Source organism: Synechococcus sp. WC10meta (assembly GCF_047461475.1).
Map to the genome: position 1 here is coordinate 40,154 of NZ_JANSHF010000012.1, position 26,048 is coordinate 66,201.

Here is a 26,048-nt window from a genome sequence, read left to right on the forward strand (position 1 = left end):
TATGCTAAGTTTGCAGATGGCCTCGGCGTCTGCCTTAGGCCTTCTAGGCCAACAACTGCCGCTAACTCTCTAGGCGAGGAAGCGCCAATGACCGGTTTACCCACGGCTCCAGTAGCCAGAGCTGCCATTGAAGTGGAGCACCTCAGCAAAACCTACGGCCGCTTTACCGCCATCCGCGATATTTCTTTCCAGGTCAATGCCGGCGAGATCATGGGGTTTTTGGGGCCCAACGGCGCTGGCAAGACCACCTCGATGCGCATTTTGGCAGGGTATCTACCTGCTACGGAAGGAACGGCGCGGGTGGCTGGGTTTGATGTGCACGAAAACCCGATGGCGGTGCGGCAGCGCATTGGATATTTGCCGGAAAACCCGCCCCTCTACCCCGATATGACGGTGGAGGCCTACCTGCACTTTGTGGCCCAGATCAAGCGGGTCAGTGCCGGTGACCGACCTAGGCGAGTAGACGAGGTCATCCGCCGCTGCAGTCTGGAAGACAGGCGCCACACCCTTATCCGCAAGCTCTCCAAGGGGTACAAGCAGCGGGTGGGCCTGGCCCAAGCTCTGGTGCACGACCCGCCGGTGATCATCCTCGACGAGCCCACCATTGGGCTGGATCCCAAGCAGATTATCGAAGTGCGCAACCTAATCAAAAGCCTGGCAGGAGAGCACACCATCATCCTCTCCACCCACATCCTGCCGGAGGTAAGCATGACCTGCGACCGGGTGGTGATTATCAACCGCGGCCAGGTGGCGGCTGTCGGCACGCCCGCTGAGCTGACGGCTCAGTTGCAGGATCGGCAGCAGGCAAAGCTGGTGGTGGGGGCAGCCGAGGAAGCGGCCATTCGAGCAGCCCTGCAGAACCTGCTGCACGTGGAGGTGGTAAGTGTACAGCCCTTGGCCGCGGATCCCCCTCGCTGGCAGCTGCAGCTCAAGAGCAATGCTTCCGCAGAGGGCTGGATCCCAGAGGTGGCCAGGGCTCTGGTGCAGGCAGGGATCGACCTCTACGAGATTGGCCGTCCTCAGGCTTCTCTGGAAGAAATTTTCCTGCAGCTCACCACCCAAGAGGAAGCAGCAGGCGCGTTGGAGGAAGCGGCATGAACGGCGTGGTTGCCATTTTCCGCAAAGAGCTGCGCGGCTACTTCACCTCCCCCATTGCCTATGTGGTGGCGGCAGTGTTTTGGGGGCTGGCGGGGTTTTTCTTTGTCAACATCTTGGTGCGGGTCATCAATTTTTCCCAGCAGGTGGATCTGTTTGCCCAGTTTGGCCAGGAGAACCCTTTTGATGCTGCCACCATCCTGTCGCAGCAGTTTCTCAATCTGCTGGGCACCCTTTCCTTATTTCTATTGCCCATCTTCACCATGAGCTCCTATGCCGAAGAGCGGCGGCGGGGCACCATGGAGCTGCTGGCCACTTCCCCCATTACCAACCTGGAGGTGGCCCTGGGCAAGTGGCTGGCGGTGTGGGTGTTCTTCATTACCTTGCTGCTGCCGCCGCTGGTTTACCACGTGCTGGTGCTGAGCAGTTCTAACCCAGCAGTGGACTACCGCCTAACCCTGATGGGCTATGTGGGGCTTGCTTTGCTGGCCGGCAGCGTCATGGCTTTGGGGTTGTTCATCTCTTCCCTAACCGACAGCACCCTCATTGCTGCAGTGGCCACCTTTGGGCTCATCCTGCTGCTTTGGGTCATCGACGCTGCAGCGGGCCAGGAAAACACGTGGATTGCCGCTACCCTGCGGCATGTCTCGCTGCTGCAGCAGTACAGCAACTGGGTGCAAGGGATCCTCAGCAGCAGTAGCATCGTCCTTTTCCTCAGCATCATCCTGCTGGGGTTATTTGCCACGGTGCAAGCGGTGGAAAGCCTGCGCTGGCAGCAGAGCTAGGGTTGTCCTGGGAGGCGTGCGCCGATGAAGGATTGGCGGGTACTTGCAGATTGGACGGGGATCCTTGGGCTGGGCGTCATCGCCATTGGGCTAGTGGTGGGGGCTATCCTCACGGGCTGGACGGCTGTGCCGCTGAGCCTGCTGGTAGCAGGCCTGGCCCTAGTGGTGGTGTGGGGCCTCACCCACCAACGGGAAGTCGGCGTCTTCCTGGGCCTGCGCTCTACTCAAACCAACGCCAACATCCTGGTGGCGGTGGCGGCTATGGCCGTCATTCTGGTGCTAGTGAATGTGGTGGCGGTGCGCTACGACCTGCGCCTGGATCTCACCGAGGAGGGCCTGTTTACCCTGTCGCCTCAGACCCGGCAACTGGTGCAGGGACTGGCGCAACCTGTTAAAGTCTGGGCGGTAACCACCGCTCCCGATCCCAACCTGCGGGAACAGCTGGAGCGCTACCGCCGCCTCAACCCCGACCGCTTCCAGTTTGAGTTTGTCGATCCCAACCGCGATCCTCTCACCGTCCAGCGGCTGCAGGTAACCCAGAACAACACGCTGGTGGTGGAAGCTGGAAACAGCCGCCAGCAACTGCCCCAGCCACCCGCCCCTGAGTTGGAGAGTAAGCTCACCCCGGTGCTGGCCAAGGTGGTCAACCGCGGCGAGGTGGTGGCCTATTTTGTCCAGGGACATGGGGAAGTAAGCCTGGAAGCTCGAGAGGGCACCCCAACCCTGGCCCAGGCGGTGGCAGCTCTCAAGCAGGAGGGCTATCGAGTAGAGACCTTGAACCTTGTCCAGGCCGAGATCCCCGAGGAGGCAGATGTACTGGTGTTGGCGGGGCCGCAGCGGGCTCTGTTTCCTGGCGAGGTGGAGAAGCTGCAAAACTACCTGGCCAAGGGAGGGCGGCTGCTGGTCTTGATTGGGCCGCGGGTGGATGCCGGCCTGGATCCCTTGCTGCAAGAGTGGGGCGTGGTTCTAAAGGATGACCTCATCCTGGAGGTCAGCAGCATCAGCCAGCTTCTGGGGACAGGGCCAGCTGTAGCCTTGGTTACGGACTACGGGGATCACCCCATCACTGCCCCGCTAGCTGCCCAGCGGCTGATGACCCTTTTCCCTCTAGCTCGCTCGGTGGAAACCCAGGAGCGGCAAGGGATCCAAGCCACCCCTCTGCTGCGCAGCAGCCCCCAGAGTTGGGGGGAAACCAGCCCCAATCTGGAAGGCGGCCCGCTGCAGTTTGAGCCAGATCAAGACAAGCCCGGCCCCCTAACCCTCGGCGTAGCCCTAACCCGCCGCCTAGATAGCGAGAAGAAGGAGTCAGAATCCCAGGAGGCGCCGCCAGAGGCCCGCTTGGTGGTGGTTGGCAATGTCAACTTTGCCCTCAACGGCAACTTGCGGCAGCAGGGCAACCGCGATCTTTTCCTCAACACCCTCAACTGGCTTGCTGAGCGAACGGAACAAATCTCCATCCGCCCCAAGTCCATTACCGACCGCCGTCTCACGTTGACGGAACAAAACTTCCGCTGGCTGATCCTGGGATCAACAGTGCTGCTGCCGCTGGTGGCGTTGGGATCGGGAGCTGTGCTCTGGTGGCAAAGGCGGTAGAGCGGGAGGAGGACAAGCATGTTCAAGCGCAGCACTTGGATTCTCTTGGGCTTGGCAGTGGCTGCTCTTCTGGGGTATTTCCTCCTTGACAGCTTTCAGCAACTGCGCCAGCAGCAGCAGGCGGAGCGGGCGCGGCTCTTCCACTTTGCCCCCGACACCATTGCCCGCATCGAGATCCGCCAGCAGAAAGACAGCCAGCCAGAAGTTATCCTCCTGGAGCGGACCCCGGAAGGAGAAAAGGGATCCCGTTGGCGCATCCGCCAGCCTATCCAGTCAGCGGCGCTGGACTTCCCGGTGGAGCAGTTGCTCAACACCTTCTCCCGCCTCACGCCTCAGCTAACCTTGGAGGAAGCTAACGATCTAGCTGCTTTTGGCCTGGATCAGCCGCGCCAGCAGATTGCCCTCTTCCCCAAAGAAGGGGAGCCCTACCGGCTGGCCATCGGCAATGACAACTTCGACGGCTCCGGCTTCTACGCCCAGCCCGAAGGGGGAAAAGTAGTGCTTCTTGCCAGCAGCCAAAAGGGATCCCTGCTGCCTTCCCTCTTGGCTTTGCGGGACAAAACCCTGCTGAGCTTTGATAGGGCAGCGGTGAAGTCTCTCCAAGTGCAACTAGCCGAGGCAGAGGTTGTCCGTTTGCAGCGGCAGGAAGAGACTTGGCAGATCGTCGAGCCCCGGGTGCTGCCTGCTGATGACCTCAATGTCGACCGTCTGCTCAGTACGCTGTCTCGCCTGCAAGCGGTGGAGTTTCCGGCTGAAACCAAGACGGAGCTAGCTTCCTATGGTCTGGAGCAGCCTTCTGCCCAGCTAACCGTTGAGCTTAAGGACGGCAAAACCCTGAGCGTAGCCTTGGGCTCGGAAAAAGAGGGCCAAGTGTACGTCATCACCTCTGAGCACCCGGCGGTGGCTACCCTCCTCACCAGCACTGCCGACATCCTCCGCGCTGACCTAGAGGAGCTGCGGGATCACCGCCTCGCCCGCCTCAACCCCAACCAGGTAGGTCAAGTTACCCTGGAGTTGCTGGAGGAGCGAGTTACCCTCAACCCTCTGCCCCAGGAGAAGGGATCCCTGGAGGTGCGCTGGGAAAACCCAGAACGGCCCGGCCAGGTAGTCAACCTCAGCTCCCTCTTTGCCAGCCTCAACGCTGCCCGCGCCAAGGAGTTCGTGCCCGCAACCGATCCCGAGGCTCAAAAGGCCCTAGCTGCTCCCGACCTTACCCTTGACATTGCACCCAAGCCTGAGACGGAGCAGGAGCCTTTGACCCTGAGCCTAAGCTCTGCTGGCCTGCGGGCCTACGCTCGCAGCAGCCGCCAGCCCGATATCGCCGTGCTTGACCTTAGCACCTTCAACAGCATTGAAACAGAAGTCAAGCGTCTTCTGGAGGAGAAAGGGGCAGAGGAAGGAACGCCAACCCCCACCGCTTCGCCCTAGGAGGGCGGGGCAGCCACCTGGTTTGCCTGGGGCTGGGATCCCTTCTTCAGGGTCTCCCCCTGGATGGTGAGAACTGAGCAGGGGGCGCGGTGGAGCACGTAGTTGCTGACGCTGCCCAAAAATAGCTCGCTTAGCCCAGAGTAGCCACGGCGACCCACCACAATGAGGTCGGCTTTCCAGGAGCGGGCCAAGTCGCAGATAACCCGGCCAGGGCTGCCGTAGCTGAGGTTGCATTCAGCCCGAACTCCCTCCTCAGTCGCTTTTTCCGCCAGCGAGCGCAGATAGTTCATCTGGTTTTGCTCGAAAATGGCGCACTGCTCCCGGTAGGACTGCCACAGCTCGGCACTGAGAGCAGAGCTGTAATCCATGCCCAGAATCATAGGGGGCTCTGGGGCACCGGGCTCTTCCTGAGACAGAACATGGAGGATCATCATCTCGGCCTGCATGGCTTTTGCCACCTGCAGAGCCCCTTGAAATACCCCTTCGCTCAGCTCCGACCGATCCACTGCCACCAGAATCCTTTTGAACATACCGATTTCCTCGACCGCATGAGTCTCTCTTGGCAATAAGGAGCAACCTATCCTCCTGGGGGGCGGGCGAAACCTAAACCCCCTTACCTAGCCAAGTAGGAGATCCCTAGGGCTAGAACGGAACCTCGTCTGGGTTGAGCGGAGGGGCAGCATCTTCTTCCCCAGGCTCCCCGCTTGACTCGCCCATCTCGGTGAGGGAGAGAACGCGAGCAGAGCTGAGTTGATGAATGCGGCGGGCAGTAATCTCCGCCAGCTTTTCCTTGCGTCCATCTCGCTCCACCACATTCATGTGCAGCTGACCCTCTACCGTGATCTGATCCCCCACCCGACAGGTATCCACCACCCGCTGGGCCAGCTCCCCAAAAGAGGAAACCCGCACCTGGTAGGGCGGCTCCTCTGGGCGCAAGCTGGGGAAGCGCAAGAGCAAAGAGGCAACTGCCAAGTTGTCAGGTGTGTAGCGCAGCTCTGGCTCGCTCGCTACCTCCCCCATCAAAACAATCGAGTTCATAACAAAGCCACGGGAAGTTTGCTAGGGCCTTATATTTCTAGTCTGTGCTCTGGCCGGGATTCTGTCGACTCAATCCAGGCGCAGGGTCATGTAGCGCAGGACGTTCTCGTTGATGCGCAGATTCTTCTCCCAGGTGGCCACTGTCTTCGGCTCGGCCTTGTAGTTGACCTGGATGTACAGTCCTTCCTTAAACTTCTTCATCTCAAACCCGGCGAAGCGGCGCTTGCCACGGTTGGTCATTTCTAGCTCAGTTGCCCCGTTTTCTCGCAAGAGGGACTCCTGTTCGCTAAGGAGTTGGGCGAGGGGTTCCTCCGAGAGGTCGGGGCGCACAATCAGCATCGTTTCGTAAGCGCGCGGCATGGAAGCAGGTTCTCCTTGAGAAGCCAACTTGAGGTGCAGTTGACTATCCTAGCTGCTCTTTCTGGAACCGGAAAAGCCACCTCCCCCCTCTGCGGCCAAAAAAGCGGGTAGAGCTCCCGCAAGAGGAGAGCCCTTCTCCGATACAATAGGGGGTGCTTCGATAGCCATAGCTAAGAGACTCTAGGGTTCCAAGGATGAGCGCCGAGGAAGTTTACCAGCGTGTTCGCAAGATTGTGTCCGAGCAGCTAGGAGTGGAAGACGACAAAGTAACCCTGGAAGCCAATTTCCAGAACGACCTAGGGGCTGATAGCCTCGACACAGTCGAGCTGGTCATGGCCTTCGAGGAGGAGTTCGATCTAGAGATCCCCGATGAGGACGCTCAGGGCATTGCCACTGTGCAGGATGCCGTCAACTACATCCTCTCCAAGAAGAAAGCTGCCTAACCTGCGGGAGGATGGGGACCTTCCCCTGATTTAGCGTTGTCTACAGATCCTGCCCTTGCTCCTATGTCCGTTCCACTCCCCTCCAAGCGTCGCGTCGTCATCACGGGGCTGGGGGCAATAACCCCGCTTGGCAATTCTCCTGCTGAGTTTTGGCAGGGCTTGCTGGCAGGGCGCTCTGGCATTGGGCCAATTACCCACTTCGACGCCTCCCGCCACGAGTGCCGCATTGCGGGGGAGGTGAAGGGGTTTGATCCCCTCGACTACCTAGATCGCAAGGATGTCAAGCGCACTGACCGCTTTGTCCACCTGGCGTTGGCTGCCACTCAGCAGGCCCTAGAGGATGCCCAATTTCGGATTACCCATCTCAATGCTGAGCAGGTGGGGGTGGTGCTGGGCAGCGGCATCGGCGGCATCCGGGTCTTGGAAGAGCAGCAGACCATTTATCTCCAGAAAGGGCCAGATCGCTGCAGCCCCTTTATGGTGCCGATGATGATTGCCAATATGGCAGCAGGCCACGTGGCCATTCACTTTGGCGCCAAGGGGCCCAATTTCTGTACGGTAACAGCCTGTGCTTCCGGCTCCAACGCCATTGGTGATGCCTTCCGGCTCCTGCAGCGGGGAGAGGTACAGGCTGTGATTGCGGGGGGTACGGAGGCAGCCGTAACTCCTCTGTCGGTGGCCGGGTTTAGCGCCATGAAAGCTCTTTCCACCCGCAACGATGCCCCGGAGCAGGCCTGCCGGCCCTTTGACCGGGATCGGGATGGCTTTGTCATGGGGGAAGGGGCAGGGATCCTGCTGCTGGAGGAGCTGGAGCATGCTCGCGCCCGCGGCGCCAAGATCTATGCCGAGATCGTCGGCTACGGCCTCACCTGCGACGCCCACCACATCACCAACCCCGCTCCTGCTGGCGAAGGTGCCGCCCGTGCGATGCGGCTAGCCCTTAAAGATGCTGGGATCCAGCCTGACCAGGTGCAGCACATCAACGCCCATGCCACCGGCACGCCTGTGGGGGATGTTGCCGAGGTGCAAGCCATCAGGGCAGTTTTTGGTGAGCATGCCCCTCGCCTAGCCATCAGCGCCACCAAGTCCATGACCGGCCACCTGTTGGGGGGAGCAGGCGGCATTGCCACCGTAGCGACGGCCCTAGCCATCTACCACGGCTGGGTTCCCCCCACCCTCAACTTGGATAACCCCGACCCCGAGTGCGAAGGGCTGGACTTTGTCCCCCATAAGGCGCGGCAGATGGCTGTTGACGTGGCCTTGGTCAACGCCTTCGGATTTGGGGGGCACAACGTGACCCTGGCCCTGCGCCGCTATTCCGCCGACTAGGGGATCTTGCCCATGTCCACCCCCGAAGGCCCCTTGCCCTCGATTCGTCAGCAGGCCCTGGCTGCTCTGACTGCAGAGCTAACCCAAAGAGGCCACCCGCCTGAGTATGCCCAGCACATGGCGGCGGCGGTGATCTTTCAGGCCGATCTGGATCTCTGCACAGCCCAGTTGGCGCGCCTCCTGAGTTGGCTCAAGCAAAACCACCCCAATCTCTATCCAGAGGCAGTGCAACTGGTGGATGCCACCCGCGAGGAGTTTGAGCGGCGAGTTCAAAGGGGGTAGTGGCGGGGATCCCAGCGTTAGGATGGGGAGAGTACCCCTCATTCCTGATTTTGCCGATGGCGCCAAAAAGCGAGGTCGAGGGAGTCCCTGTAATGGCCCCTGCAGAGGCGCCGCACCCTGGGGAAGAAACCCAGCTAGCCGAGCCCGCTGTGGAGGATAGGCCTTTAGGATTGGCTGGGAACGGATCCCTGCTGCTCCAAGTAGGGGGGATGAGTTGTGCTGGCTGCGTCCGGACCGTTGAGCAGCTGCTCCTAAGCCAGCCTGGAGTGGTCAAGGCCAGGGTTAACTTGGTTACCGAGTCGGCCCTTGTGGAATTTGCCCCCGGGATCCAGCCTGACCCAGAACAGCTGGCCCGGATCTTGACAGAGGCGGGGTTTCCCAGCACTTTTCCCCAAAATCAGGCCCCCTTGGTAGCGGGCGAAAAGGCCCTGGACGCGCCCGCGGATCCCCTGGCCCGGCAGCGGCGGCAAACCCAAGACCAAATTCGCCAGGCCCTCGCCGCCGCTTTTTTGCTGCTTGTCTCTGCCGCTAGCCACCTGGATCTGTTCACCCGTTTGGGCTTGCCCGTTCTCAACGACGTCTGGCTGCACTGGGGGTTGGCGACGTTGACTTTTCTTGGCCCAGCTCGGGGCATTGTCCTGGACGGCTGGCGGGCGGCGCGGCGGCTAGCTCCCAACATGAACACGCTAGTTACCCTGGGATCCGGATCCGCCTACCTGGCCAGTTTGGTGGGGCTGTTGGCCCCGCAGGTGGGTTGGGAGTGCTTCTTCGACGAGCCGGTGATGCTGCTCAGCTTCATCTTGCTGGGACGGGCGCTGGAACAGCAGAGCCGTCTGCGGGCTGCTAGCAGTTTGCAGGCTTTGGTGAGCCTGTGTCCCACCTCAGCTCGCCGGCTGCGAGCCCAGAAAGGGCTGGGATCCGACTGGGTATCCCAGGAGGGAGAATGGTGCCCCATTGAACAAGTCCAGGTAGGGGATTGGCTGCAGGTGCGCGCTGGCGAACAGATCCCGGTGGATGGGGAGGTTATTGCCGGCCAGGCCATGGTCAACGAGGGCATGCTCACCGGGGAATCCCTACCCGTGCTCAAACAGCCAGGGGATCCGGTTGTGGCCGGGACGGTCAACCAATCGGGAGTGCTGCTGTGTCGGTCTACGCGCACTGGGAAAGACACCATCCTGGCTCAGATTATCCGGCTAGTGGAGGAAGCCCAAGCCCGCAAGGCCCCCATCCAGGGCCTGGCCGACCGGGTGGCCGGTTACTTCACCTACGCCGTAGTGGCGCTAGCCTTTCTCATCTTCGCCTTCTGGTACTGGATCGGGATCCCTCTTTGGGGAAGCGAGATCCTGATGGGAGTTGGCCTCCACTCCTACCTGCACCTGGGGGATCACCCCCCTCCTTCAACTCCCCTGCTCCTCAGCCTTAAGCTGGCCATCTCGGTGCTGGTGGTGGCCTGCCCCTGTGCGTTGGGATTGGCCACGCCGACAGCCATTCTGGTAGGCACCGGCCTGGGAGCGGAGCGGGGACTGCTCATCCGCGGCGGCGACGTCCTGGAGAAGACTCACCGCTTGCAAACAGTCGTCTTCGACAAAACCGGCACCCTCACCCAGGGGGATCCGCACCTGACGGATTGCCTTGCCCTCGACCCCTCCCTGGATCCGGCTCGGCTGCTGCAGCTGGCGGCCACCGTGGAAAGCGGCACTTGCCATCCTCTAGCCCAAGCCATCCTGGGAGCCGCCCGCGAGCAAGGACTGCCCCTGCTTTCTGCCGACGAGTTTTACACCCAGGCGGGAGTGGGAGCCTCGGCGCGGGTGGAAGGAAAGCAGGTTATCTTGGCCTCCCTCGAGGGGCTGGCTACCCTGGGGATCCCGATTTCCCCTCCAGCGCAGGCCCAAGCCGAGGTGTTGCTGCAAGCTGGCAAAACGGTGGTGGGCGTGGCTGTAGAGGGATCCCTGGCAGGGCTGCTGGCGGCCCAGGATCCCTTGCGGCCTGATGCCCAGGCAACGCTGCAACAGCTCCAGAAAATGGGCCTACAGGTGGTCTTACTGACTGGGGATCGAGCCGAGGTGGCTCACCAGGTGGCCCAAGCTTTGCAGGTGCCAGGGATCCGCGTCATCGCCGAGGTGCAGCCAGCCGACAAGGCTCAAGTCATCCGAGATCTGCAGGCTCAGGGCCAGAGAGTTGCCATGGTGGGCGATGGCATCAACGATGCACCGGCTTTAGCCCAGGCCGATGTGGGCATTGCCCTGCACTCTGCTACTGCTGCCGCTCTGGAGACTGCCGATATCATCCTCATGCGCAACCGCCTCTGGGACGTAGTGGAAGCCATCCGTCTCAGCCGCGCCACCTTTCACAAGATCCAGCAAAACCTCCTCTGGGCTATTGGCTACAACCTGCTGGGGATCCCGCTGGCAGCAGGGGTGCTCCTGCCCGCCTTTGGCATTGGCCTGAGCCCGGCAATGGCTGGGGGTCTCATGGCCTTGAGCTCCCTCAGTGTAACCCTCAATTCGATTCTCTTGAGGAGAACATTTGTGCCCCGTGAATTTTCGAGTAGCTACAGCTAAAAAGTGTTAGAGGCTGCGAACAACCGAACATTGATTGTTAAATATTTGTTAATCTTCCGAGTTTTTACCGAGCTTCTGACATAGCAACTGCTGCATACAAGTTAGGAAAATTTAGCAAGTTCGACTAACTCTGACTAAAAAGTGTATCAGCTTTAATCTTTTGCAACCTGGGCTTATGATTAAGTCCAGACTAGCCCATGAGGGCACTCTTTGGTTTTTTGCCTAACAGAGCAAGATCCGTGAAAATACTGGAGAAACTGATCCTAGAGGGGCAAGGGGAGTAAAAGTATGGCAATGCTAGGGGATCTTCAGGAATTCTCCCTGAGCGACCTATTGCATTTGATGGAGAAGGGTAAGAAATCGGGGCAATTGTCTGTCTGGGCGCCCAATGGTATCTACCGCATCTGGCTTTATCAAGGCCGGGTGATTGCCGCTTTGCCCCCTGAAGAAAAGCATCGCTTGGAAAACCTGCTGACTGGCTCTAGGCTAGTGGATAGCCAGGTGATTAGCCAGTTGGTTGCCAGGGGTCTGGAGGAACCTCTGGGGCGTTGCCTGCAGCAGCAAGGGTTGATCTCCCCTGTAGATTTGGTCAAGCTCTTTCGCCATCAACTGCAAGTGGGGCTCTACTGCCTCTTTGCCTTGGAAGCGGGCCAGTTCAGCTTCTTACCCAACGTACCGTTGCCCTATCAAGAGATGACTGGCTTAAGCAAGGAGGCTTCGGCCGTAGTTTTGGAAGGGCTGCAGCAGCTGAAGCAGGATCAACGTCGGGAAGAAAACTTGCCCCAACCAGATAGCTACTTCTGGCGCACCAGCCTTGAGCTTCCTCTATACAAGCTTTCGCCGCTGGAGTGGTCGATCTTGGAGCAGGTCTCTCCTTCCCGCAAGCTAGCTGATCTAGCGCGGGCATTGGGGGCTGATTTGTTGGAGGTGCGCTATGCCTGCGCGCGCTTAGCTAAGCTTGGACTCATCGCTCCCTGTGAAGGCCCAATAGCTATGCCTCAGCCTTCTCTGGTGGGCACTTCTAAGGCTTCGGGAGCAAATAACCGTGGAGAGACAAGGGAGCCGGTTAAGCCCTCCTTGGTCAGCCGCCTCTCCATGCTTCTTAGGAGCATTCGCGAGAAATAGCTGGTCGAGTCAACGACTCGGGATTCAGTGTAACTGCTGCCAGGTCGGGTAGCGGGAAAGTCAGCCTTTTCCGCGACTGCACAGTTGTCCGGGAAAAATATTTGGTCGAGAATAGGATGGGCTGCGGGGATCCCTAAAACACTGCGCGAAGGAGGCTGGCCATGGCCATAGTCGGAGACCTCCGGGAATTTCCTCTGCCTGACTTGTTGCAGCTAGTTGAAAGGGGCAGCAAAACAGGGCAACTTTCCATCTGGGCCCCAAACGGCATCTACAAAATCTGGTTTTATCAAGGTCGGGTCATTGCTACTCTGCCCCCCGAAGAGGAGCACCGCTTAGAGAGTTTGTTAGCCCGTTCCGCTCTTGTTAGCGATCGGGTCGTGGAAAAGTTGGCTTCCTTCTGTGGTGCGCAAGAGCCTTTGGGGCGCTGTTTACAGCGGCAGGGGTTGATCTCGCCTGCAGATTTGGCCAAGCTCTTTCGCCATCAGCTCCAGGTGGGTCTCTACTGCCTCTTTGCCCTGGAAGCGGGGCAGTTCAGTTTCCTGACCGGCGTACCCATGCCTTATCGAGAGATGACGGGCTTGAGCAAAAGTGCCACCGCTGCAGTTCTAGAAGCGCTGCAGCAGATCAAGTGGGATCAGCGTCCGGAAGAAGACTTGCCCCAACCAGATAGCTACTTCTGGCGCACCAGCACCGAGCTGCCCTTGTACAAGCTCTCTGCCTTGGAGTGGGGGATCCTAGAGCAGGTTTCGCCTTCGCGCAGGCTAACTGACGTGGCCCGGGCTTTGGGTGCAGATCTTCTGGAAGTTCGCTATGCCTGTGCTCGCTTGGCCAAGCTGGGACTCATCAGCCCTTGTGAGAGCCCAGCGGCTATTGCTCCCTCTTTGCCTGCTTCAGATCAGTTGACAGGGGTAGCAGGCAACTTGGAAACGGCGAAGGAAAAGCTGAGCGCCAAGCTACCCTCTTTCTCGGAGGGAAGCGGCCAGGTCAAGCCCTCGTTGGTTGCGCGACTGGCTACTTTGCTGAAGGCAGTCCGTGATAAGTAGTTTTGTGGCAGTATCTTCTGCATCAGACAGGAGCATCAGCAAATAGGCGGGAAGATAACAAAGCAAGGAGAGAAAGCATGGCTAACTTATCCTCTTTGCAGGCAATTCTCCAGAACTACATTTCCAGCACGCCAGGAATTCAAGGAGCGGCTGTGGTCACTCCCGATGGGTTGCCATTGGCATCCGCACTGCCCGTAGGCATGGACGAGGAAAGAACCTCTGCCATGTCTGCTGCCATGCTTGCTCTGGGGGAGAGGATTGGGAAAGAGCTGGGTCGTGGAACTATAGAGAGGGTCTTTGTGCAGGGAGAAAAGGGATATGGAGTTTTAACCCGCTGCGGCCCCGATGCTGTCTTGCTGACGATTGCTAGCGATGAGGTAAAGCAGGGCTTGCTGTTTTTGGAGATGAAGCGATCTGCGGCAAGCATTGCGGAAGCCATGAAGTAGATAGGCTGAGTTTGACTTTGACCTGATTTTGAGGGAACTATGGCCATCAAACCTCTGGAGCTGTTGCAAGTCTTGATCTCGCGTACCGAATTTACGGATGAAGATAAGAAGATTTTGCAGCAAAATGCCGACTGGGGCAGCAGCATTGCCGCAGAGATGTCGGATACCTTTTACAACTACCTGGATCGCGACCCTGAGATGGCGGCAGTGATAGCCAAGCACAACCGGCAGCGGCTGGGCCAGACCTTTGCCGAGTGGTTTAGGGAAATGTTTACAGGCATGGACAACTGGGGCCCCCAGTACGCTGATCGCCGCTGGAAAATTGGCCTAGTTCACGTGCGCGTTGGCATTGGCCCTCAGCATGTGGTGCCCGCCATGGCCACAGTGGTTCGGGAGGTGAGTCGTCGGCTAGTCAAGGAAGGTAAGCCCGAGGAACTGCGGGTGAGCCTAGGCAAAGTTTGTATGATCGACCTTTCTTTTATTGAGCAAGCCTACCTTGAGGTGGCCTACAACGCTGTGCAACAGGAAACGGGTATGAGCGAGGCCTTGTTTAAACGCTTGATCGCTACCGGAGCTAGCAGTTTAGCTTCTTCCTAACCAATTGGGTTTGAGCGGGCTGGTCTTTCGTGGGGGGAAGCTAACCATGGACAATATTCTCCGCATTGTTGTCACCGGGCCCGTGGGCGCTGGAAAGTCCACCTTTATTCGCACCATCAGCGAGATAGAGGTGGTCGATACCGATTGCAAGGCCACCGATGAGGTGGCAGAGCTAAAGCAAAGCACAACGGTCAGCATGGACTTTGGCCGCCTGAGAATTGGCGAAGAGGAAGAAGAGATGTGGCTGCATCTCTACGGCACGCCCGGCCAGGCCCGCTTTAGCTTTATGTGGGATATTTTAATCCAGCGCGCTCATGGCTACGTTCTTCTGGTGCCTGCCCACCTGCCTGGCCAGTTTCGCAATGCCCAGGCCATTCAAGCCTTTATGAGGTCCAGAACCCATGCTCCCTCAGTTATTGGGATCACCCACGTCGATCACCCCAATGCCTGGGATCCGGAAGACATTTTGCTGATCCTGAACAACCAAGACGGCTCAATTCCCCACACGACCTTAAATGCTCAAGAGCCGGCTTCTGTGGCCAACACGCTGCTCCTATTGGTTGAGCAACTGATGCCCCAGGTGGTTGTCCCAGCAGAAGATGCTAAGAAATGTTAAGCTAGGGGGAGTTGGGTCAGCTAAGTCTTATGGAGTCCCTCTACCTCAGCGGCGAGTTTTCCCGTAGCCTTGTCAACCCCCCTATCTACTCGGCCATTGCCCTGCTCAGCTTCTTTGCTATTATTTTCGGCATCATCTTTAAAGACAAGTTGGAATACCAGGTAGCCCTTTGGCAGCAGAACCGAGAGGGCCAGGGGCAGATCCGCTACCGCACGCCGGGGATCATCCTCAGCTACACCCTCTGCAATCTGTTTGCCTTTGGCTTTGTAGCTGCCTGTTTACACGTTTTTGGCCTATCTCTGGCTTTGGCGGCCTTGGTCGGCGGGATCCTTGTCTTCAGCACAGCAGGACTGATCTGGTGGCGGCTGGGATCCCTGCTGGAGCTGTTGGCAGTGGGGGGATCCCAAGCCATTGAACTCGACTTTTTGGATGCTGAGGCAGCGGTAGAAGGAGAATAGCAGCTTCTGGGCTCTCGCCAGGCGGCCAGAAAGGCGGCGGAGGTTATCACCCAAGCGAGAAATGGACGCGGCAGGCAGCTTTGCTACGCTGGTAGCTGGGTCGGTTGCCGGACTGACACCGATAGTTCATCTAAACACCTAGCCCAGCTAGCCCAGTATTGATGCAGAACTTTTGGCAGGCCGTTGCCCAGCACCTCTCTGAAGCCACAGGGGATCCCTTGCATCCTCTACACTACCGTCCCCTGGGCGGTGGCAGCATCAACGCCGCCTACCAGCTTTCCTGTGTGCTTCAGGCTTCTTCTGGCCAGGAAAGACGGGACTACTTTGTCAAGGTGGCGGGGGGAGGAGAAAGAGCGCTGGAGATGTTTGCAGCAGAGGCGGCGGGCCTGCAAACCTTGGCGGCGGCCAATGCCGTGCGGGTGCCACAGCCGATTGCCTGGGGATCCTTTGATGGGCAGGCTTACCTGGTGCTGGAATACCTGGAGCTGAGTTCGCCCCGCCCCCAAACGGGAAGTTTGCTGGGATCCCAGTTGGCCCAGTTGCACCGCACGCTCTCCCCCAACGGCAACTACGGCTGGGATCGCAACAACACCATTGGTTCGACGCCGCAGATCAACAGTTGGCGGCAGAACTGGGTGGACTTCTACCGAGAACAGCGACTGCTCTACCAGGTCAAGCTGGCTTGTCAGCGGGGTTACCGCGGCGCCTGGGTGACGCAAGCCGAGCGGGTAATGGCGGAGCTAGAGACTTTCTTTCGCCACTACCGGCCCGTCCCGTCTCTGCTACACGGGGATCTCTGGGGCGGCAACTACGGCGCCTTGCCCGATGGCTCGCCGGTAATTTTTGACCCAGCCACCTACTACGGGGATCGGGAGACGGATCTGGCGATGACTGAGCTTTTTGGCGGCTTCCCGGCGGAGTTCTACCGGGCCTATCAAGAGGCCTATCCCCTGGACGAGGGGTATCCTCACCGCAAGCCCCTCTACCAGCTCTACCACTGGCTCAACCATCTCAACTTGTTTGGAGAGGGCTACCTGGGCTCAGTGCAGCGGGCCTTGCAGCAATGCCTACGCTTTCTTGCATAGTCTTGTTCTACTCCCTCGCCTACGCTTAGTTACTGGGATAGCCAGCGGCAGCTAGCGGCTCTTCTCTGGCGTCGCTTCCCCGGCCATGACCACAGCCCCCATATCTCCCAGCAGGCGAGACTGGTTGCGCAATATCCCCAACAGGTTCAGCCGGTTGGCTCGCAGGCTGGGATCCGGATCCATGACCAAAACCGCCTCGAAGAAACGATCCACTGCAGGGGCTGCTGCCTGTAGGTTCTCCACCAGTGGGGTAAAGTCTCCTTGGCAGGCTGGCTCCACGCCCAGCCGGTAAACTTTTTGACAAGCTTCGTACAGCTCCTGCTCTGCCGTCTCCTGGAACAGCCTAGGATTCACTGCAGCCGCCGGATCCAGCACGGCGTAGTCCAAATTCCCTTGGGTGGCCAGGCGGGCGCAGCGGTTGAGGGTGGGGTAGAGATCTGCCAACTCTCCAGTCGCTCGCAGATGCTGCAGGTACTCGGCCCGCAGCAGGGTGAGAGGCAGGTTGCTCAAAGCCCGCAAGGTCAGTTCCGCTTTCTGGGGCTCCTTGCCGTGGACAGACTCGGGATCCCCGACCACGGCTCTGACCAAGTCGTAGTCAATTCGCTTTTCCTCCTGCAGAAGGATTTGCAGCCGCTGGGCAAGAAACTCCTGCAAGGCCTTTAAGGTCCTTTCGTCTCCCGCCGCGTAGTCCCGCACCACCTGGCGCAGGAGCTCATTGACATCCAACCTCCAGTCAGCCTCCCAGGCAATCAATACCAGGCTGTTGGCAGCCCGCCGCAGGGCAAAGCGATCCGAAGAGCCCGTAGGGATCTGCCCCAGGTGGAACATGCCCACCAGGGTGTCTAGGCGATCTGCCCAGCCCACGACCCGCCCGGTCAAAGAGGTGGGCAGAGCCTCCCCTGCCCCCAAAGGCCAGTAGTGCTGCTCGATCCCCTCGGCCACGGCTTCCGGCTCGCCGTCCTGGCGGGCGTACTCGGCGCCCATGATCCCCTGCAGCTCCGGGAACTCGTACACCATTTGGGTAACCAGATCCGCCTTGCACAGGTAAGCCGTGCGATCCACCAAGGCCTGCTCTTGGGGATCCAAGTTCAAGGCAGTGGCGATGAGGCGGCTGATGTGGCGGATGCGCTCTACTTTGTCGCGCATCGATCCCAGCCCCTCGGCAAAGGTAACCGCCTGGAGACGCTCCACCCGCTGGGCCAAGGGGAGACGGCGGTCCTCCTCGTAGAAAAAGCGGGCATCGGCCAAGCGGGCCCGCACCACACGGCTGTTGCCTGCCGCAATCCGCTCCGCTTGCCGGGGGTCGCCGTTGGAGATGGTGATGAAGTAGGGCAGCAGTTTTTCCGGATCCCGCCCATCCCGCACGGGAAAGTAGCGCTGGTGGGCAATCATCACCGTTTCAATGACCGCAGGAGGCAAGCGCAAAAACTCCGGCTCAAAGCGCCCCAGAACTGCCGTTGGCCACTCCACCAACTGCACCACCTCCTGCAGCAGAGCAGGGGGGATCTGGGCCTGCCCGTTCACCTGCTTGGCTAGCCGGGTCACCTCCGCCTGGATGTGCGCTGCCCGCGCTGCCGGGTCGGGGTTTACCCCTGCTGCTTGCATCTGCTGAACGTAGCTCTCGGCCCGCTCCAAGACGACCTGCGGGGATCCCAAGACGCGGTGGCCACGGCTTACCCGACCAGCCACTAAGCCCGACGGAGGATTGCCGTCAGGGGTAGGCCAGAGCAGAGGCAGCACCTGATCGTCCCAGAGGGAGACCAGCCAGCGGATGGGGCGGGGAAACTTGAACTCCCCGTAGCCCCAGCGCATCAGCCGCTTGCCGCTCAAGGAGGTGATCCAGGTGGGCGCCAATTCCTGGAGCACCGCTGCTGTTGGACGTCCCTGCACCCGCTGCACGGCAAAGACAAAGGAGCCCTTCCCCACCTGCCGGATCTCTAGGCTGGCGGGATCCACCCCCTGTTTCTGGGCAAACTTTTCCCCGGCAGGGGTAAGCCGGCCGTCTTGGTAGGCCACCTGAACTGGCGGCCCCTTCACCTCCAGAAGGCGATCCGGCTGTTGGGTGGGCAGCCCCTGCAGCAGAACTGCCAGGCGCCGCGGCGTGCCGAAAAGCTGCATCTGCTCGGCCTGCAGATGGGCTTCTGCCAAAGAGGCCGGGATCCCCGTCCTCCACTGCTCTAGGGCCGAATCCACAAAACTAGCTGGCAGCTCCTCACAGCCAACTTCCAGCAAATAGGCAACCATAGGCTCCGCCCGGCGCTAGCGACGTCTTTCCTCGGCGAGGGTGGGTGTTGATCGCGATTTCTCAGTCTAGCAGGGGAAGCGGGCTGCCGTTTGAGCCAGTCTCACTAGCCCTAGTACCAAGTGGAGTCTCCTGCCGCCAGAACACTCTCCTGCAAACGCGGCGGGTGGGCAGCAGGCAGATGCACCACGATCATGGGGAGGTCGGGACGATGGCGGGCGATGATCTCCGGCTCGCGGCTTAGGCGAAAGCGGCTGCGGGCTTCGCTGAGCACTCCCACCAACATATCCCCCGGCTGCAGGGCTTTGAGCACCTCGGCCACCAACCCCCCCTGCACCCGCTGTACCGGCAGATGGGCATAGCTTGCCGCCCCCGGGCCCGGAGAGCGCTCCCGCAGCGGTCGGGTTTGCACTAAGAGAAGCTGCAGCGCCGCTTTCAACTCCCCAGCCAGCGTCTGCGCCAGCCCAATCGTCTGCTGCAGGGATCCAGGAGACACTTCCAACTCTGGGGCTGCCAAAAGGATGCGCCGCGTCGTCTCGAGCGGAACAGGGAAGCGCGCGATTAGCACCGGGATCTCCACCTGCCGCACCACGGCGTCAATGATGCTGCCGAAAAAGTTCTCCGCATAGGTGGAGTAGCCCCTCCAGCCCAGGATCACCAAGGTCGCCTGCCGCTCCAGGGCCGAGCGAATGATCCCTTTTTCCACCGAGTCATCCACCCGGCGAATGGCTTCCACCCGCGCTGCAGCGCTGTGGGCTAGGGACTCGGCAAAGGACAACAACTGCTCTTGCCGGGCCAGGGCTGCTGGCGAGATCCCGGCGCGGTCAGACAGAACGTGCAGCGGCAGCAGCGTTCCCCCATCTTTTTTGGCCAGAATCAGAGCCAACCGCAGCAGGTTGCTCTCAGTCTCGGGGTTGACTACCGGCACCAGGACGCGGGATCCCCAGGCTGGCCTAGGCAAGTCGCTGGCTTCTGATGCCACCTCCCTAGGCTGGAGCTGCTGCCCCCAGCGGGCAACAATCCAAGGCGAGGCGATGCAGGTAACCAGGATCATGGCAATGGTGCCGTTCACCGTCAGCTCATCCACCAATTTCACGTTGAAAGCCACTGTGATTGCCGCCAGGGTAGCCGCCGCCTGGGCCATCGACAGGCCGAACATAACCATAGCGCTGGCAAAGCGCCAGCCAAACAGTTGCGCCGGGATCCAAGCCGCCAAAAACTTGCTCACCACCTCCGCTGCAATCATCACCCCGCCCACCAGCAGCGTGCGCGGCTCCCCCAAGAGAATACCGGGATTGATCAGCATTCCCACCGAGATCAAGAAGAAAGGCACAAACAGGGTGTTGCCGATGAACTGAATCCGGTTCATCAGGGGGCTGAGAGGGGAGATGATGGGGGTGATGGCCGTCCCTGCCAAAAAGGCTCCCACCACTGGCTCAATGCCAATCAACCCCGCTCCGTAGGCCACCAGGAACAAGGTGGCAATCACAAACGTAAACTCTGCTCCCTCATCGTGGCCAAAGCGCTGGAAAAACCAACGGCCCAGCCGGGGCACCCCCCAGAAGGTGGCAAAGGTGTAGAGGGCAATGGAAGGGATCAACGTCAGCCAAAATTGCAGCGTCAGCTCCCCTTGATGGGCGCGCACCACCACCGCCAGCACCAACAAGGCCAGGACATTCGTGATCAGGGTACCCCCCAGGGTTGCCGTTACCGTTTGCAGGCGCATCAACCCCAGCTTGGAGACAATGGGCAGCCCAATCAGGGTATGAGAGGCAAAGCAGGAGGCCACCAGCACCGCCGCCAGGAAGTCATACCCAATGGCCAGCATGGCTACCGTGCCAATGAGCATGGGCAACAGGAAGGTAAACGCCCCGAAGATGCTGGCCTTGCCGGCGTTGAGCTTTAAATCCTCCAGGCTAGTCTCCAGCCCGGCCATGAACATGAGAAACAACAGCCCCACCGTGCCCAACAAGACGATGGTCTCGTCCCGCTGCAGGATCCCCAAGCCGTAGGGCCCCACCACCAACCCGGACAAGATCAGGCCGATGATCCCCGGCAGGCGCAGTCGCTCAAATAGCAGCGGGGCCACCAGCATGATCGTCAGGATGATGAGGAATACCAGCACCGGGTTTTTCACCGGGCCGACTACGGCTAGAGGGATCCCTGAAATTTGCAGCCAGCTAGCCAGCATAGATACCCAAAGGACAGCAACCAGATGCCCGCCTGAGTCTATCAGATTCTTCCAGGTTCGAGGTGCCTTGCAAAAAGAGCAAAGGGATCCCCAGTTGCTGAGGATCCCTCGAATCCCATCAAAAGAGGTCTGCCTAGCTGGCAGAGGCGGAGCTAGTCTTCAAGGGGATCCCCTGTCCAGGGATCCCAGAACAGGTACACTCAGGCCGCCGCCAGCCGGGCGTTGGCAGCATCCCAGTTCACCAGGTGCTCCAGGTAGGCGGTGATGTAGTCAGGCCGCCGGTTCTGGTAGTCCAGGTAGTAGGCATGCTCCCACACATCCAGCGTTAGCAGGGGAACTTGGCCGTGGACCAGCGGGTTTTCCGCGTTGGGGGTTTTGGTCACTTTCAGGGTGCCGTTGTCCAGCACCAGCCAGGCCCAGCCGCTGCCAAACTGGGTGGCCGCCGCCGTTTTGAAAGCCTCCACAAACTTGTCGTATCCGCCTAGATCAGCGTTGATCTTGTCAGCAATGGGCCCTGTCGGCGCGCCGCCCCCGCCTGGCTTCATGGATTCCCAGAAAAAGGTGTGGTTCCAAACCTGGGCGGCATTGTTGAAGATGCCCACTTTATCAGGATCCCCAAACGTGGCCTTGATGATTTCTTCCAGGGACTTGTTGGCCAGCTCGGTGCCTTCGATCAGCTTGTTTAGGTTGGCTACATAGGCCGCATGGTGCTTGCCGTGGTGGTAGGAGAAGGTTTCTGCCGACATGTAGGGCTGAAGCGCGTCGGCAGGGTAGGGCAGAGGTGGGAGTTCAAAGGCCATAGTCGTCTGTCCTCTGGGTCTTGTGCGAAAGATGCAAGAAAGGACGCCGGGAAGGCAAGCCTAAACCAGACAAAGGCGTTACCTTTCTTTGCAGTCTTAGTGTAACTCAGAACCCCTACGCTCTGGATCCCCCAGTCATGGCGGTGGGGATCTGGTGCCCCAGCGCCCTGTTTGCCTTGGCCTGAAAGCCCAAACCAGCGGGATCCCTGCCCCAGCAGCTCGATCAGCAGGGGGACAACATCAAAGCCGCGGTGATGGCGGCAATGGTAACCCCATTGCGGGTGAAGTTGAGGGTGTCGCGGCTGAGCTGGAAAAAGCGCTCGTCCCAGCGTTTGACTTCCGCCTCCAGGCGTTCTTCGGCACTGGCAATGCGCTCCTCTGCTTTGGCAATCCGTTCCTCAGCCTTGGCAATGCGCTCCTCGGTGCCGGCAATGGTTTGTAGCAGCTCTTGGTTTTGCCGGGCCAGTTGGGCGATGGCCTGGGCGTTGGCCTCGACAGTGCGCTCAATGCGCGCCAACCGCTCCTCGCTATCGCTCATGGTTGGGGAGGGGGAAAGTCATCGGGGCTGGGGAAATCCTGGGGCGGGATCCCTTGCAGGGCCTCTGTCATAAAGCGCTTCCAGGTGGGAGCGACAAAAGCGCCTCCTGCCGTACCCGGGAGCATGGGAGAGTTGTCGTCGTTGCCAATCCAGATGGCAGTGGACAGTTGCGGCACATAGCCGATGAACCAAGCGTCGCGGAAATCCGAGGTGGTGCCCGTTTTGCCAGCCACCGGTCGCCCATCGTCCAGACGGGCTGCCGTCCCGGTGCCCTGGGTTACCACCCCTTTGAGGATCTGGTTGAGGGTGGCCACCGCCCAGGGATCCAAAACCTGCCGCGGCTGGGGTTTGGCCTCGAAGAGAACTTGGCCGTTGCGATCCACCACCTGGGCTAGGAGCGTCGGCTCCACCCAGTAGCCGCCGTTGGCAAACACGGCATAGCTGGCTGCCATCTCTAGGGGGCTGGCGCTGGCCGACCCCAGGGCAGTGGTTAAGTTGGGGGGCATCTCGGCGCTGAGGCCGGTGGCCTTGGCTGCAGCAATGACGTTGTGGATCCCAACTTCCTCTGCCAGCTTGACGGTGGGCACGTTGCGGGAGAGCTCCAAGGCGCGGGCAAAGGTGAGGGGGCCGTAAAAGGTGTTGTCATAGTTTTTCGGCCTGTAGGGAGGAGAGCCGGGATAGGTGACGGGGGTGTCGTAGAGGATGCTGTAGAGTGTGTAGCGGCCGCTAGCCAGGGCCGCATAGTACACGTAGGGCTTGAAGGTGGAGCCAGTCTGGCGAAAGGCTTGGGTGGCGCGGTTAAACTGGCCCCGCCGAGCGTTGATGCCGCCCACAAGGGCCTTGACGTAGCCTGTGCGGGGATCCACCGCCGCCAGAGCCATCTGATCAGCCCGGCGAGTGGCGGTAAGGCGAGGCCCGTCTTCGTTGACAATGCGCTGGGCAATGCGCTGCAGCCGCAGGTCGATAGTGGCCTGAACCCGCAGCCCCCCCTGGAGGATGGCCTGCTCGCCATAGCGGCGCCGCAGCTCTGCCTCAATGGCGTCGGTAACCGCCGGCGCGTTGCTTTGGAAAGAGGTGATGCGGCCAAAAGTCAGCTTCTGCTCTCGCGCTGCCTGCGCCTCTTCTGGGGTAATCCACTTGAGCTGCACCAGGCGATCCAGCACCAGCCGTTGGCGCTGCTTGGCTGCCTCCAGGTTGCGAAAGGGGCTGAAGATTTCTGGCGCCGGCAGGATCCCGGCCAGCATTGCTGCTTCCGCCAAGTTGAGCTCCGCCGCATCTTTGTTGAAGTAGCTGCGGGCTGCCGCCTGAATGCCGTAGAGATTGTGCCCCCAGTACACCTGGTTGAGGTACATCTCTAGGATCTCGTCTTTGGTGAAGACCTGCTCCAGCCGCAGCGCTAGCACAATCTCGGCCACCTTGCGGCTGAGGGTGCGCTCCGGCTTTAGAAAAAGGTTTTTCACCAACTGCATCGTCAGGGTGGATCCACCCCCCGCCGAGCCCCATCCCCCCTCGACGCTGCCCAAGAGTGCCCGGCCCAAGCTGACCGGGTTGATGCCGGGGTGGGTGTAGAAATGGCTGTCTTCAATAGCCAGCAGCGCTTTCTTCATCTCCGGGGAGACTTCTTCGAGGGAGATTACCTCCCGGTTGGCTTCCCCGTGGAGGCTAGCAATGGGCTCGCCGTGGATATCGACAATGTGGGTGGTGGCCACCGGCACGTAGTTCCGCAATTGACGCACATCGGGCAGGTTGCGGAAGCTAATGGCCAACCCCAACAAGCCAGCAGCCGTTGCCGTAGAGCCCAAAAGCAGGGATCCCAGCAACAGGTTGCCCACCGTGCCAGCAACCTGAGCAAGCCAGGAGAAGCGGGTGGGCGGGATGTCATCGGCGTACTCGTCGTAGTCCAGGTGGGGAAAGGGGCGGCTGGAAGAGTGCCGCGGAGCTCTCGAGGGCCTGGGACTGTAGGTCACGTCAAAAACTCCGTCACTTCAGCGTTGCGGAGAACCCCAAGTTTGCCCCATTATAGGGCGGCGCTTCCTGGGCCGGCAGGGGATCCTCGCCGCCTCTAGGCAAGGGAATAAAATGGCTCATGTTGCCTCTCAGTGCAGAGATGGAGCCAACTCCTATCTCTTCCGCTCTAGAGGATCCCCGCATTGCCGAGATCACCCAGCGGGGGGTAGCCGAGATCTTTCCAGGGGGAGCGGCAGCTCTGGCAGAGCGCCTAGCCAAAACCGATCGCCCCTTGCGGGTCAAGCTGGGCATCGATCCCACGCGGCCGGATCTGCACCTGGGCCATGCGGTGGTCTTGCGCAAGTTGCGCCAGTTCCAGGATGCCGGCCATGTGGCTATTTTGCTCATCGGTGACTTTACGGCTCTAGTAGGAGATCCCACCGGCCAATCGGAGGCCCGTCCCCGCCTGACCCCAGAAGAAGTGGAAGAAAACGCCCGCACCTATCTGGAGCAGGCTGCCAAGATCCTGGACTTTGAGACCCCTGGCCGGCTGGAGGTGCGCCGCAACAGCGAGTGGCTGGCCCGCCTGACTCTCAGTGAGCTGATCGAACTCCAGGCCCAGATGACGGTGGGGCAGATGTTGGCCAAGGAAGACTTTGCCCAGCGCTACCGCTCGGGAACGCCCATCTACTTGCACGAATTTCTCTACCCTCTCCTGCAAGGCTACGACTCGGTGGCGCTGGAGGCGGACGTGGAGTTGGGGGGAACTGACCAGCGCTTTAACCTCCTAGTTGGCCGGGAGCTACAGCTTTGGAAAGGGCAAACCCCGCAGTTTTGCCTAACGGTGCCTCTTTTGGAGGGCTTGGATGGCTACCAGAAGATGTCCAAGTCCAAGAACAACTACGTGGGCTTGACCGAGGATCCCCTCACCATGTACTCCAAGCTGGAGAAGGTGCCGGATCACCTGGTGCAGCGCTACTTCGAGTTGCTCACCTCAGTGCCTCTTTCGGAGCTGCCGGCGGATCCCCGTCAGCGCCAGATTCTCCTAGCCAAAACCCTAGTGGCTCAGTTTCACTCCCCTGAGGTGGCAGAAGAGGCCCAGCGCACCGCCCAAGCCCTGGTGTTGCAAGGTGAACTTGTCGAGACCGCCTCCATCCCCACCTTTGCTGTCGAGGGCTTGTCCTATCCGGTTAAGCTCAGCTACATCCTGCGCGAGTCCGGCCTGTGCAAGAGCGCTGCCGAGGCCCGTCGGCAGATTCAAGGGGGCGCTGTGCGGCTAGATGGTCAAAAGGTGGAGGATCCCGACCTGGAGTTTGCCAACGCTTCGGAGTTGGCGGGGCGGGTTTTGCAGGTGGGCAAAAAGGCTTTCCGGCGGCTGGTGGTGGGTAATTCCCTCACCGAGCACGGGCAGGCTTGAAGCCAAGGCCAGGTTTTTTGAAGGGTGGTGAAGTCGGGAGAGTTGTTGAGAAAACCGACTCTGGCCTGGATCAGCTTGATCTGGCCTCGGCCAATGCCTCAGTGAGCTTTTGTCTTACCAGCTCTTGGGCTTGCAAAATATTGGGATCTGCTGCCCATTCTGGCGCTTCCCTGACCGGGTCATCTTCGGAAGTAAACTCCAAATCATAAACCTCGCTGCGGTAGATGGGGCTGAAGCATTCCCAAGCCCGCAAACTGTAGAAGTAGGGAAATAGCCGCACGATGCAATCGATATCCAAAGCCTCGGCAAAGCGGCGAAAAGCCTCTTCTTCTGAGACCGGAAAAGGCGCATAGTGCTCGGAGACAAACCACTTCAAAAACTTGCGGGCCTCTGGAACAATTTGCTCAGGGGTCATGGATTCCAGCACTGCCGCGTTGAAGCAGTTAACCAAAAGGTGCTCCAGCAGCACGGCGTTGTACTCGGCAAAGCAGGTTTGCTCGCGGCTTTCCACTGGCTGCCAGGGCATGTTGCCGTTGGCGGCAATAAATAGGTGCACCAGGTCGTGGGAAGGGTTGGTTTGAATAAAGCCATGTCCCTCTAGTTTGGCGCCGTCGCAGCTAAAGAGCTGG

Annotated in this window: 25 protein-coding genes; 16 read left to right on the forward strand and 9 right to left on the reverse strand. The window is 60.0% G+C overall.

From position 1 onward, the window contains the following. Window positions 1-87: 87 nt before the first annotated feature. The 4 genes from NW804_RS07630 to NW804_RS07645 are packed head-to-tail and all read left to right on the forward strand — an operon-like array spanning window position 88 to window position 4,901. Window positions 88-1,098 (forward strand): ABC transporter ATP-binding protein, encoded by a 1,011-nt coding sequence (locus NW804_RS07630; RefSeq protein WP_414393691.1) that lies wholly within the window; start codon window positions 88-90, stop codon window positions 1,096-1,098. Next, on the forward strand, window positions 1,095-1,880 hold the full coding sequence (locus tag NW804_RS07635) for an ABC transporter permease (RefSeq protein ID WP_414423231.1): 786 nt from the start codon (window positions 1,095-1,097) through the stop codon (window positions 1,878-1,880). The genes NW804_RS07630 and NW804_RS07635 overlap by 4 nt, the downstream gene beginning before the upstream one ends. 24 nt (window positions 1,881-1,904) lie before the next feature. Next, a complete protein-coding gene (locus NW804_RS07640; protein WP_414423232.1) occupies window positions 1,905-3,473 on the forward strand; it encodes a GldG family protein in 1,569 nt (522 codons plus the stop codon). A gap of 18 nt (window positions 3,474-3,491) precedes the next feature. After that, a complete protein-coding gene (locus NW804_RS07645) occupies window positions 3,492-4,901 on the forward strand; it encodes a DUF4340 domain-containing protein (protein ID WP_414410488.1) in 1,410 nt (469 codons plus the stop codon). Here the strand turns inward: NW804_RS07645 and NW804_RS07650 are convergent. The 3 genes from NW804_RS07650 to rpsF all read right to left on the reverse strand — a co-directional run bounded on the left by NW804_RS07650 (window position 4,898) and on the right by rpsF (window position 6,299). Further along, window positions 4,898-5,431, reverse strand: a complete 534-nt coding sequence (locus NW804_RS07650; protein ID WP_414410487.1) for a universal stress protein — start codon at window positions 5,429-5,431, stop codon at window positions 4,898-4,900. The genes NW804_RS07645 and NW804_RS07650 overlap by 4 nt on opposite strands. A 112-nt stretch (window positions 5,432-5,543) precedes the next feature. Further along, on the reverse strand, window positions 5,544-5,939 hold the full coding sequence (locus NW804_RS07655; protein ID WP_414411225.1) for a single-stranded DNA-binding protein: 396 nt from the start codon (window positions 5,937-5,939) through the stop codon (window positions 5,544-5,546). A 69-nt stretch (window positions 5,940-6,008) separates the two neighbouring features. Continuing rightward, window positions 6,009-6,299: a 30S ribosomal protein S6 gene (gene rpsF, locus NW804_RS07660; RefSeq protein WP_414420002.1), complete on the reverse strand. Its 291-nt coding sequence runs from the start codon at window positions 6,297-6,299 to the stop codon at window positions 6,009-6,011. A gap of 194 nt (window positions 6,300-6,493) precedes the next feature. On the opposite strand from rpsF, the gene NW804_RS07665 reads away from it, so the two are divergent. From NW804_RS07665 to NW804_RS07715, 11 genes are all read left to right on the forward strand, one after another. Further along, window positions 6,494-6,742 (forward strand): acyl carrier protein, encoded by a 249-nt coding sequence (locus NW804_RS07665; protein WP_414393674.1) that lies wholly within the window; start codon window positions 6,494-6,496, stop codon window positions 6,740-6,742. Window positions 6,743-6,805: 63 nt separating this feature from the next. Further along, a complete protein-coding gene (fabF, locus tag NW804_RS07670) occupies window positions 6,806-8,071 on the forward strand; it encodes a beta-ketoacyl-ACP synthase II (RefSeq protein WP_414410485.1) in 1,266 nt (421 codons plus the stop codon). Window positions 8,072-8,083: 12 nt separating this feature from the next. Beyond that, a complete protein-coding gene (locus NW804_RS07675; protein ID WP_414393669.1) occupies window positions 8,084-8,353 on the forward strand; it encodes a hypothetical protein in 270 nt (89 codons plus the stop codon). Between the two features lie 92 nt (window positions 8,354-8,445). Next, window positions 8,446-10,914, forward strand: a complete 2,469-nt coding sequence (locus tag NW804_RS07680; RefSeq protein WP_414423233.1) for a heavy metal translocating P-type ATPase — start codon at window positions 8,446-8,448, stop codon at window positions 10,912-10,914. 288 nt (window positions 10,915-11,202) lie between these two features. After that, complete coding sequence (locus NW804_RS07685; protein ID WP_414423234.1) at window positions 11,203-12,039, forward strand: DUF4388 domain-containing protein; 837 nt, start codon at window positions 11,203-11,205, stop codon at window positions 12,037-12,039. Between the two features lie 161 nt (window positions 12,040-12,200). Next, window positions 12,201-13,082, forward strand: a complete 882-nt coding sequence (locus NW804_RS07690) for a DUF4388 domain-containing protein (RefSeq protein WP_414423235.1) — start codon at window positions 12,201-12,203, stop codon at window positions 13,080-13,082. Between the two features lie 77 nt (window positions 13,083-13,159). Continuing rightward, the gene (locus NW804_RS07695; protein WP_414423236.1) at window positions 13,160-13,528 is read left to right on the forward strand and encodes a roadblock/LC7 domain-containing protein; all 369 of its coding nucleotides are present in this window, start codon (window positions 13,160-13,162) and stop codon (window positions 13,526-13,528) included. Window positions 13,529-13,567: 39 nt separating this feature from the next. After that, on the forward strand, window positions 13,568-14,125 hold the full coding sequence (locus NW804_RS07700) for a protoglobin domain-containing protein (RefSeq protein WP_414423237.1): 558 nt from the start codon (window positions 13,568-13,570) through the stop codon (window positions 14,123-14,125). A gap of 46 nt (window positions 14,126-14,171) precedes the next feature. Beyond that, window positions 14,172-14,741, forward strand: a complete 570-nt coding sequence (locus NW804_RS07705; RefSeq protein ID WP_414410482.1) for a GTP-binding protein — start codon at window positions 14,172-14,174, stop codon at window positions 14,739-14,741. A gap of 29 nt (window positions 14,742-14,770) precedes the next feature. Beyond that, window positions 14,771-15,199, forward strand: coding sequence for a hypothetical protein (locus NW804_RS07710; RefSeq protein WP_414393658.1), 429 nt, complete (start codon window positions 14,771-14,773; stop codon window positions 15,197-15,199). Window positions 15,200-15,360: 161 nt separating this feature from the next. After that, on the forward strand, window positions 15,361-16,284 hold the full coding sequence (locus NW804_RS07715) for a fructosamine kinase family protein (protein ID WP_414423238.1): 924 nt from the start codon (window positions 15,361-15,363) through the stop codon (window positions 16,282-16,284). Between the two features lie 51 nt (window positions 16,285-16,335). Here NW804_RS07715 and glyS read toward each other — a convergent pair whose 3' ends face one another. From glyS to NW804_RS07740, 5 genes are all read right to left on the reverse strand, one after another. Then, on the reverse strand, window positions 16,336-18,528 hold the full coding sequence (gene glyS, locus NW804_RS07720; protein ID WP_414423239.1) for a glycine--tRNA ligase subunit beta: 2,193 nt from the start codon (window positions 18,526-18,528) through the stop codon (window positions 16,336-16,338). Window positions 18,529-18,638: 110 nt separating this feature from the next. Beyond that, entirely contained in the window at window positions 18,639-20,717 is a 2,079-nt protein-coding gene (locus NW804_RS07725) for a cation:proton antiporter (protein WP_414423240.1), read from the reverse strand. A 200-nt stretch (window positions 20,718-20,917) separates the two neighbouring features. After that, window positions 20,918-21,517: a superoxide dismutase gene (locus NW804_RS07730; protein ID WP_414423241.1), complete on the reverse strand. Its 600-nt coding sequence runs from the start codon at window positions 21,515-21,517 to the stop codon at window positions 20,918-20,920. A 223-nt stretch (window positions 21,518-21,740) separates the two neighbouring features. Next, entirely contained in the window at window positions 21,741-22,055 is a 315-nt protein-coding gene (locus NW804_RS07735) for a hypothetical protein (RefSeq protein WP_414423242.1), read from the reverse strand. Continuing rightward, window positions 22,052-24,022 (reverse strand): transglycosylase domain-containing protein, encoded by a 1,971-nt coding sequence (locus NW804_RS07740; RefSeq protein WP_414423243.1) that lies wholly within the window; start codon window positions 24,020-24,022, stop codon window positions 22,052-22,054. The genes NW804_RS07735 and NW804_RS07740 overlap by 4 nt, the downstream gene beginning before the upstream one ends. A 140-nt stretch (window positions 24,023-24,162) precedes the next feature. Between NW804_RS07740 and tyrS the strand changes: the two genes are divergently transcribed. Further along, entirely contained in the window at window positions 24,163-25,419 is a 1,257-nt protein-coding gene (gene tyrS, locus NW804_RS07745; protein ID WP_414423244.1) for a tyrosine--tRNA ligase, read from the forward strand. A gap of 70 nt (window positions 25,420-25,489) precedes the next feature. Here the strand turns inward: tyrS and NW804_RS07750 are convergent. Continuing rightward, window positions 25,490-26,048, reverse strand: a 559-nt coding sequence (locus NW804_RS07750) for a hypothetical protein (protein WP_414423245.1), incomplete at its 5' end; no start/stop codon positions are given.

Excerpts from the sequence above, each read along its gene's own strand:
- NW804_RS07630 (WP_414393691.1), top strand. The coding sequence starts at position 88 with ATGACCGGTTTACCCACGGCTCCAGTAGCCAGAGCTGCCATTGAAGTG.
- NW804_RS07635 (WP_414423231.1), top strand. The coding sequence starts at position 1,095 with ATGAACGGCGTGGTTGCCATTTTCCGCAAAGAGCTGCGCGGCTACTTC.
- NW804_RS07640 (WP_414423232.1), top strand. The coding sequence starts at position 1,905 with ATGAAGGATTGGCGGGTACTTGCAGATTGGACGGGGATCCTTGGGCTG.
- NW804_RS07645 (WP_414410488.1), top strand. The coding sequence starts at position 3,492 with ATGTTCAAGCGCAGCACTTGGATTCTCTTGGGCTTGGCAGTGGCTGCT.
- NW804_RS07650 (WP_414410487.1), bottom strand. The coding sequence starts at position 5,431 with ATGTTCAAAAGGATTCTGGTGGCAGTGGATCGGTCGGAGCTGAGCGAA.
- NW804_RS07655 (WP_414411225.1), bottom strand. The coding sequence starts at position 5,939 with ATGAACTCGATTGTTTTGATGGGGGAGGTAGCGAGCGAGCCAGAGCTG.
- rpsF (WP_414420002.1), bottom strand. The coding sequence starts at position 6,299 with ATGCCGCGCGCTTACGAAACGATGCTGATTGTGCGCCCCGACCTCTCG.
- NW804_RS07665 (WP_414393674.1), top strand. The coding sequence starts at position 6,494 with ATGAGCGCCGAGGAAGTTTACCAGCGTGTTCGCAAGATTGTGTCCGAG.
- fabF (WP_414410485.1), top strand. The coding sequence starts at position 6,806 with ATGTCCGTTCCACTCCCCTCCAAGCGTCGCGTCGTCATCACGGGGCTG.
- NW804_RS07675 (WP_414393669.1), top strand. The coding sequence starts at position 8,084 with ATGTCCACCCCCGAAGGCCCCTTGCCCTCGATTCGTCAGCAGGCCCTG.
- NW804_RS07680 (WP_414423233.1), top strand. The coding sequence starts at position 8,446 with ATGGCCCCTGCAGAGGCGCCGCACCCTGGGGAAGAAACCCAGCTAGCC.
- NW804_RS07685 (WP_414423234.1), top strand. The coding sequence starts at position 11,203 with ATGGCAATGCTAGGGGATCTTCAGGAATTCTCCCTGAGCGACCTATTG.
- NW804_RS07690 (WP_414423235.1), top strand. The coding sequence starts at position 12,201 with ATGGCCATAGTCGGAGACCTCCGGGAATTTCCTCTGCCTGACTTGTTG.
- NW804_RS07695 (WP_414423236.1), top strand. The coding sequence starts at position 13,160 with ATGGCTAACTTATCCTCTTTGCAGGCAATTCTCCAGAACTACATTTCC.
- NW804_RS07700 (WP_414423237.1), top strand. The coding sequence starts at position 13,568 with ATGGCCATCAAACCTCTGGAGCTGTTGCAAGTCTTGATCTCGCGTACC.
- NW804_RS07705 (WP_414410482.1), top strand. The coding sequence starts at position 14,172 with ATGGACAATATTCTCCGCATTGTTGTCACCGGGCCCGTGGGCGCTGGA.
- NW804_RS07710 (WP_414393658.1), top strand. The coding sequence starts at position 14,771 with ATGGAGTCCCTCTACCTCAGCGGCGAGTTTTCCCGTAGCCTTGTCAAC.
- NW804_RS07715 (WP_414423238.1), top strand. The coding sequence starts at position 15,361 with ATGCAGAACTTTTGGCAGGCCGTTGCCCAGCACCTCTCTGAAGCCACA.
- glyS (WP_414423239.1), bottom strand. The coding sequence starts at position 18,528 with ATGGTTGCCTATTTGCTGGAAGTTGGCTGTGAGGAGCTGCCAGCTAGT.
- NW804_RS07725 (WP_414423240.1), bottom strand. The coding sequence starts at position 20,717 with ATGCTGGCTAGCTGGCTGCAAATTTCAGGGATCCCTCTAGCCGTAGTC.
- NW804_RS07730 (WP_414423241.1), bottom strand. The coding sequence starts at position 21,517 with ATGGCCTTTGAACTCCCACCTCTGCCCTACCCTGCCGACGCGCTTCAG.
- NW804_RS07735 (WP_414423242.1), bottom strand. The coding sequence starts at position 22,055 with ATGAGCGATAGCGAGGAGCGGTTGGCGCGCATTGAGCGCACTGTCGAG.
- tyrS (WP_414423244.1), top strand. The coding sequence starts at position 24,163 with ATGGAGCCAACTCCTATCTCTTCCGCTCTAGAGGATCCCCGCATTGCC.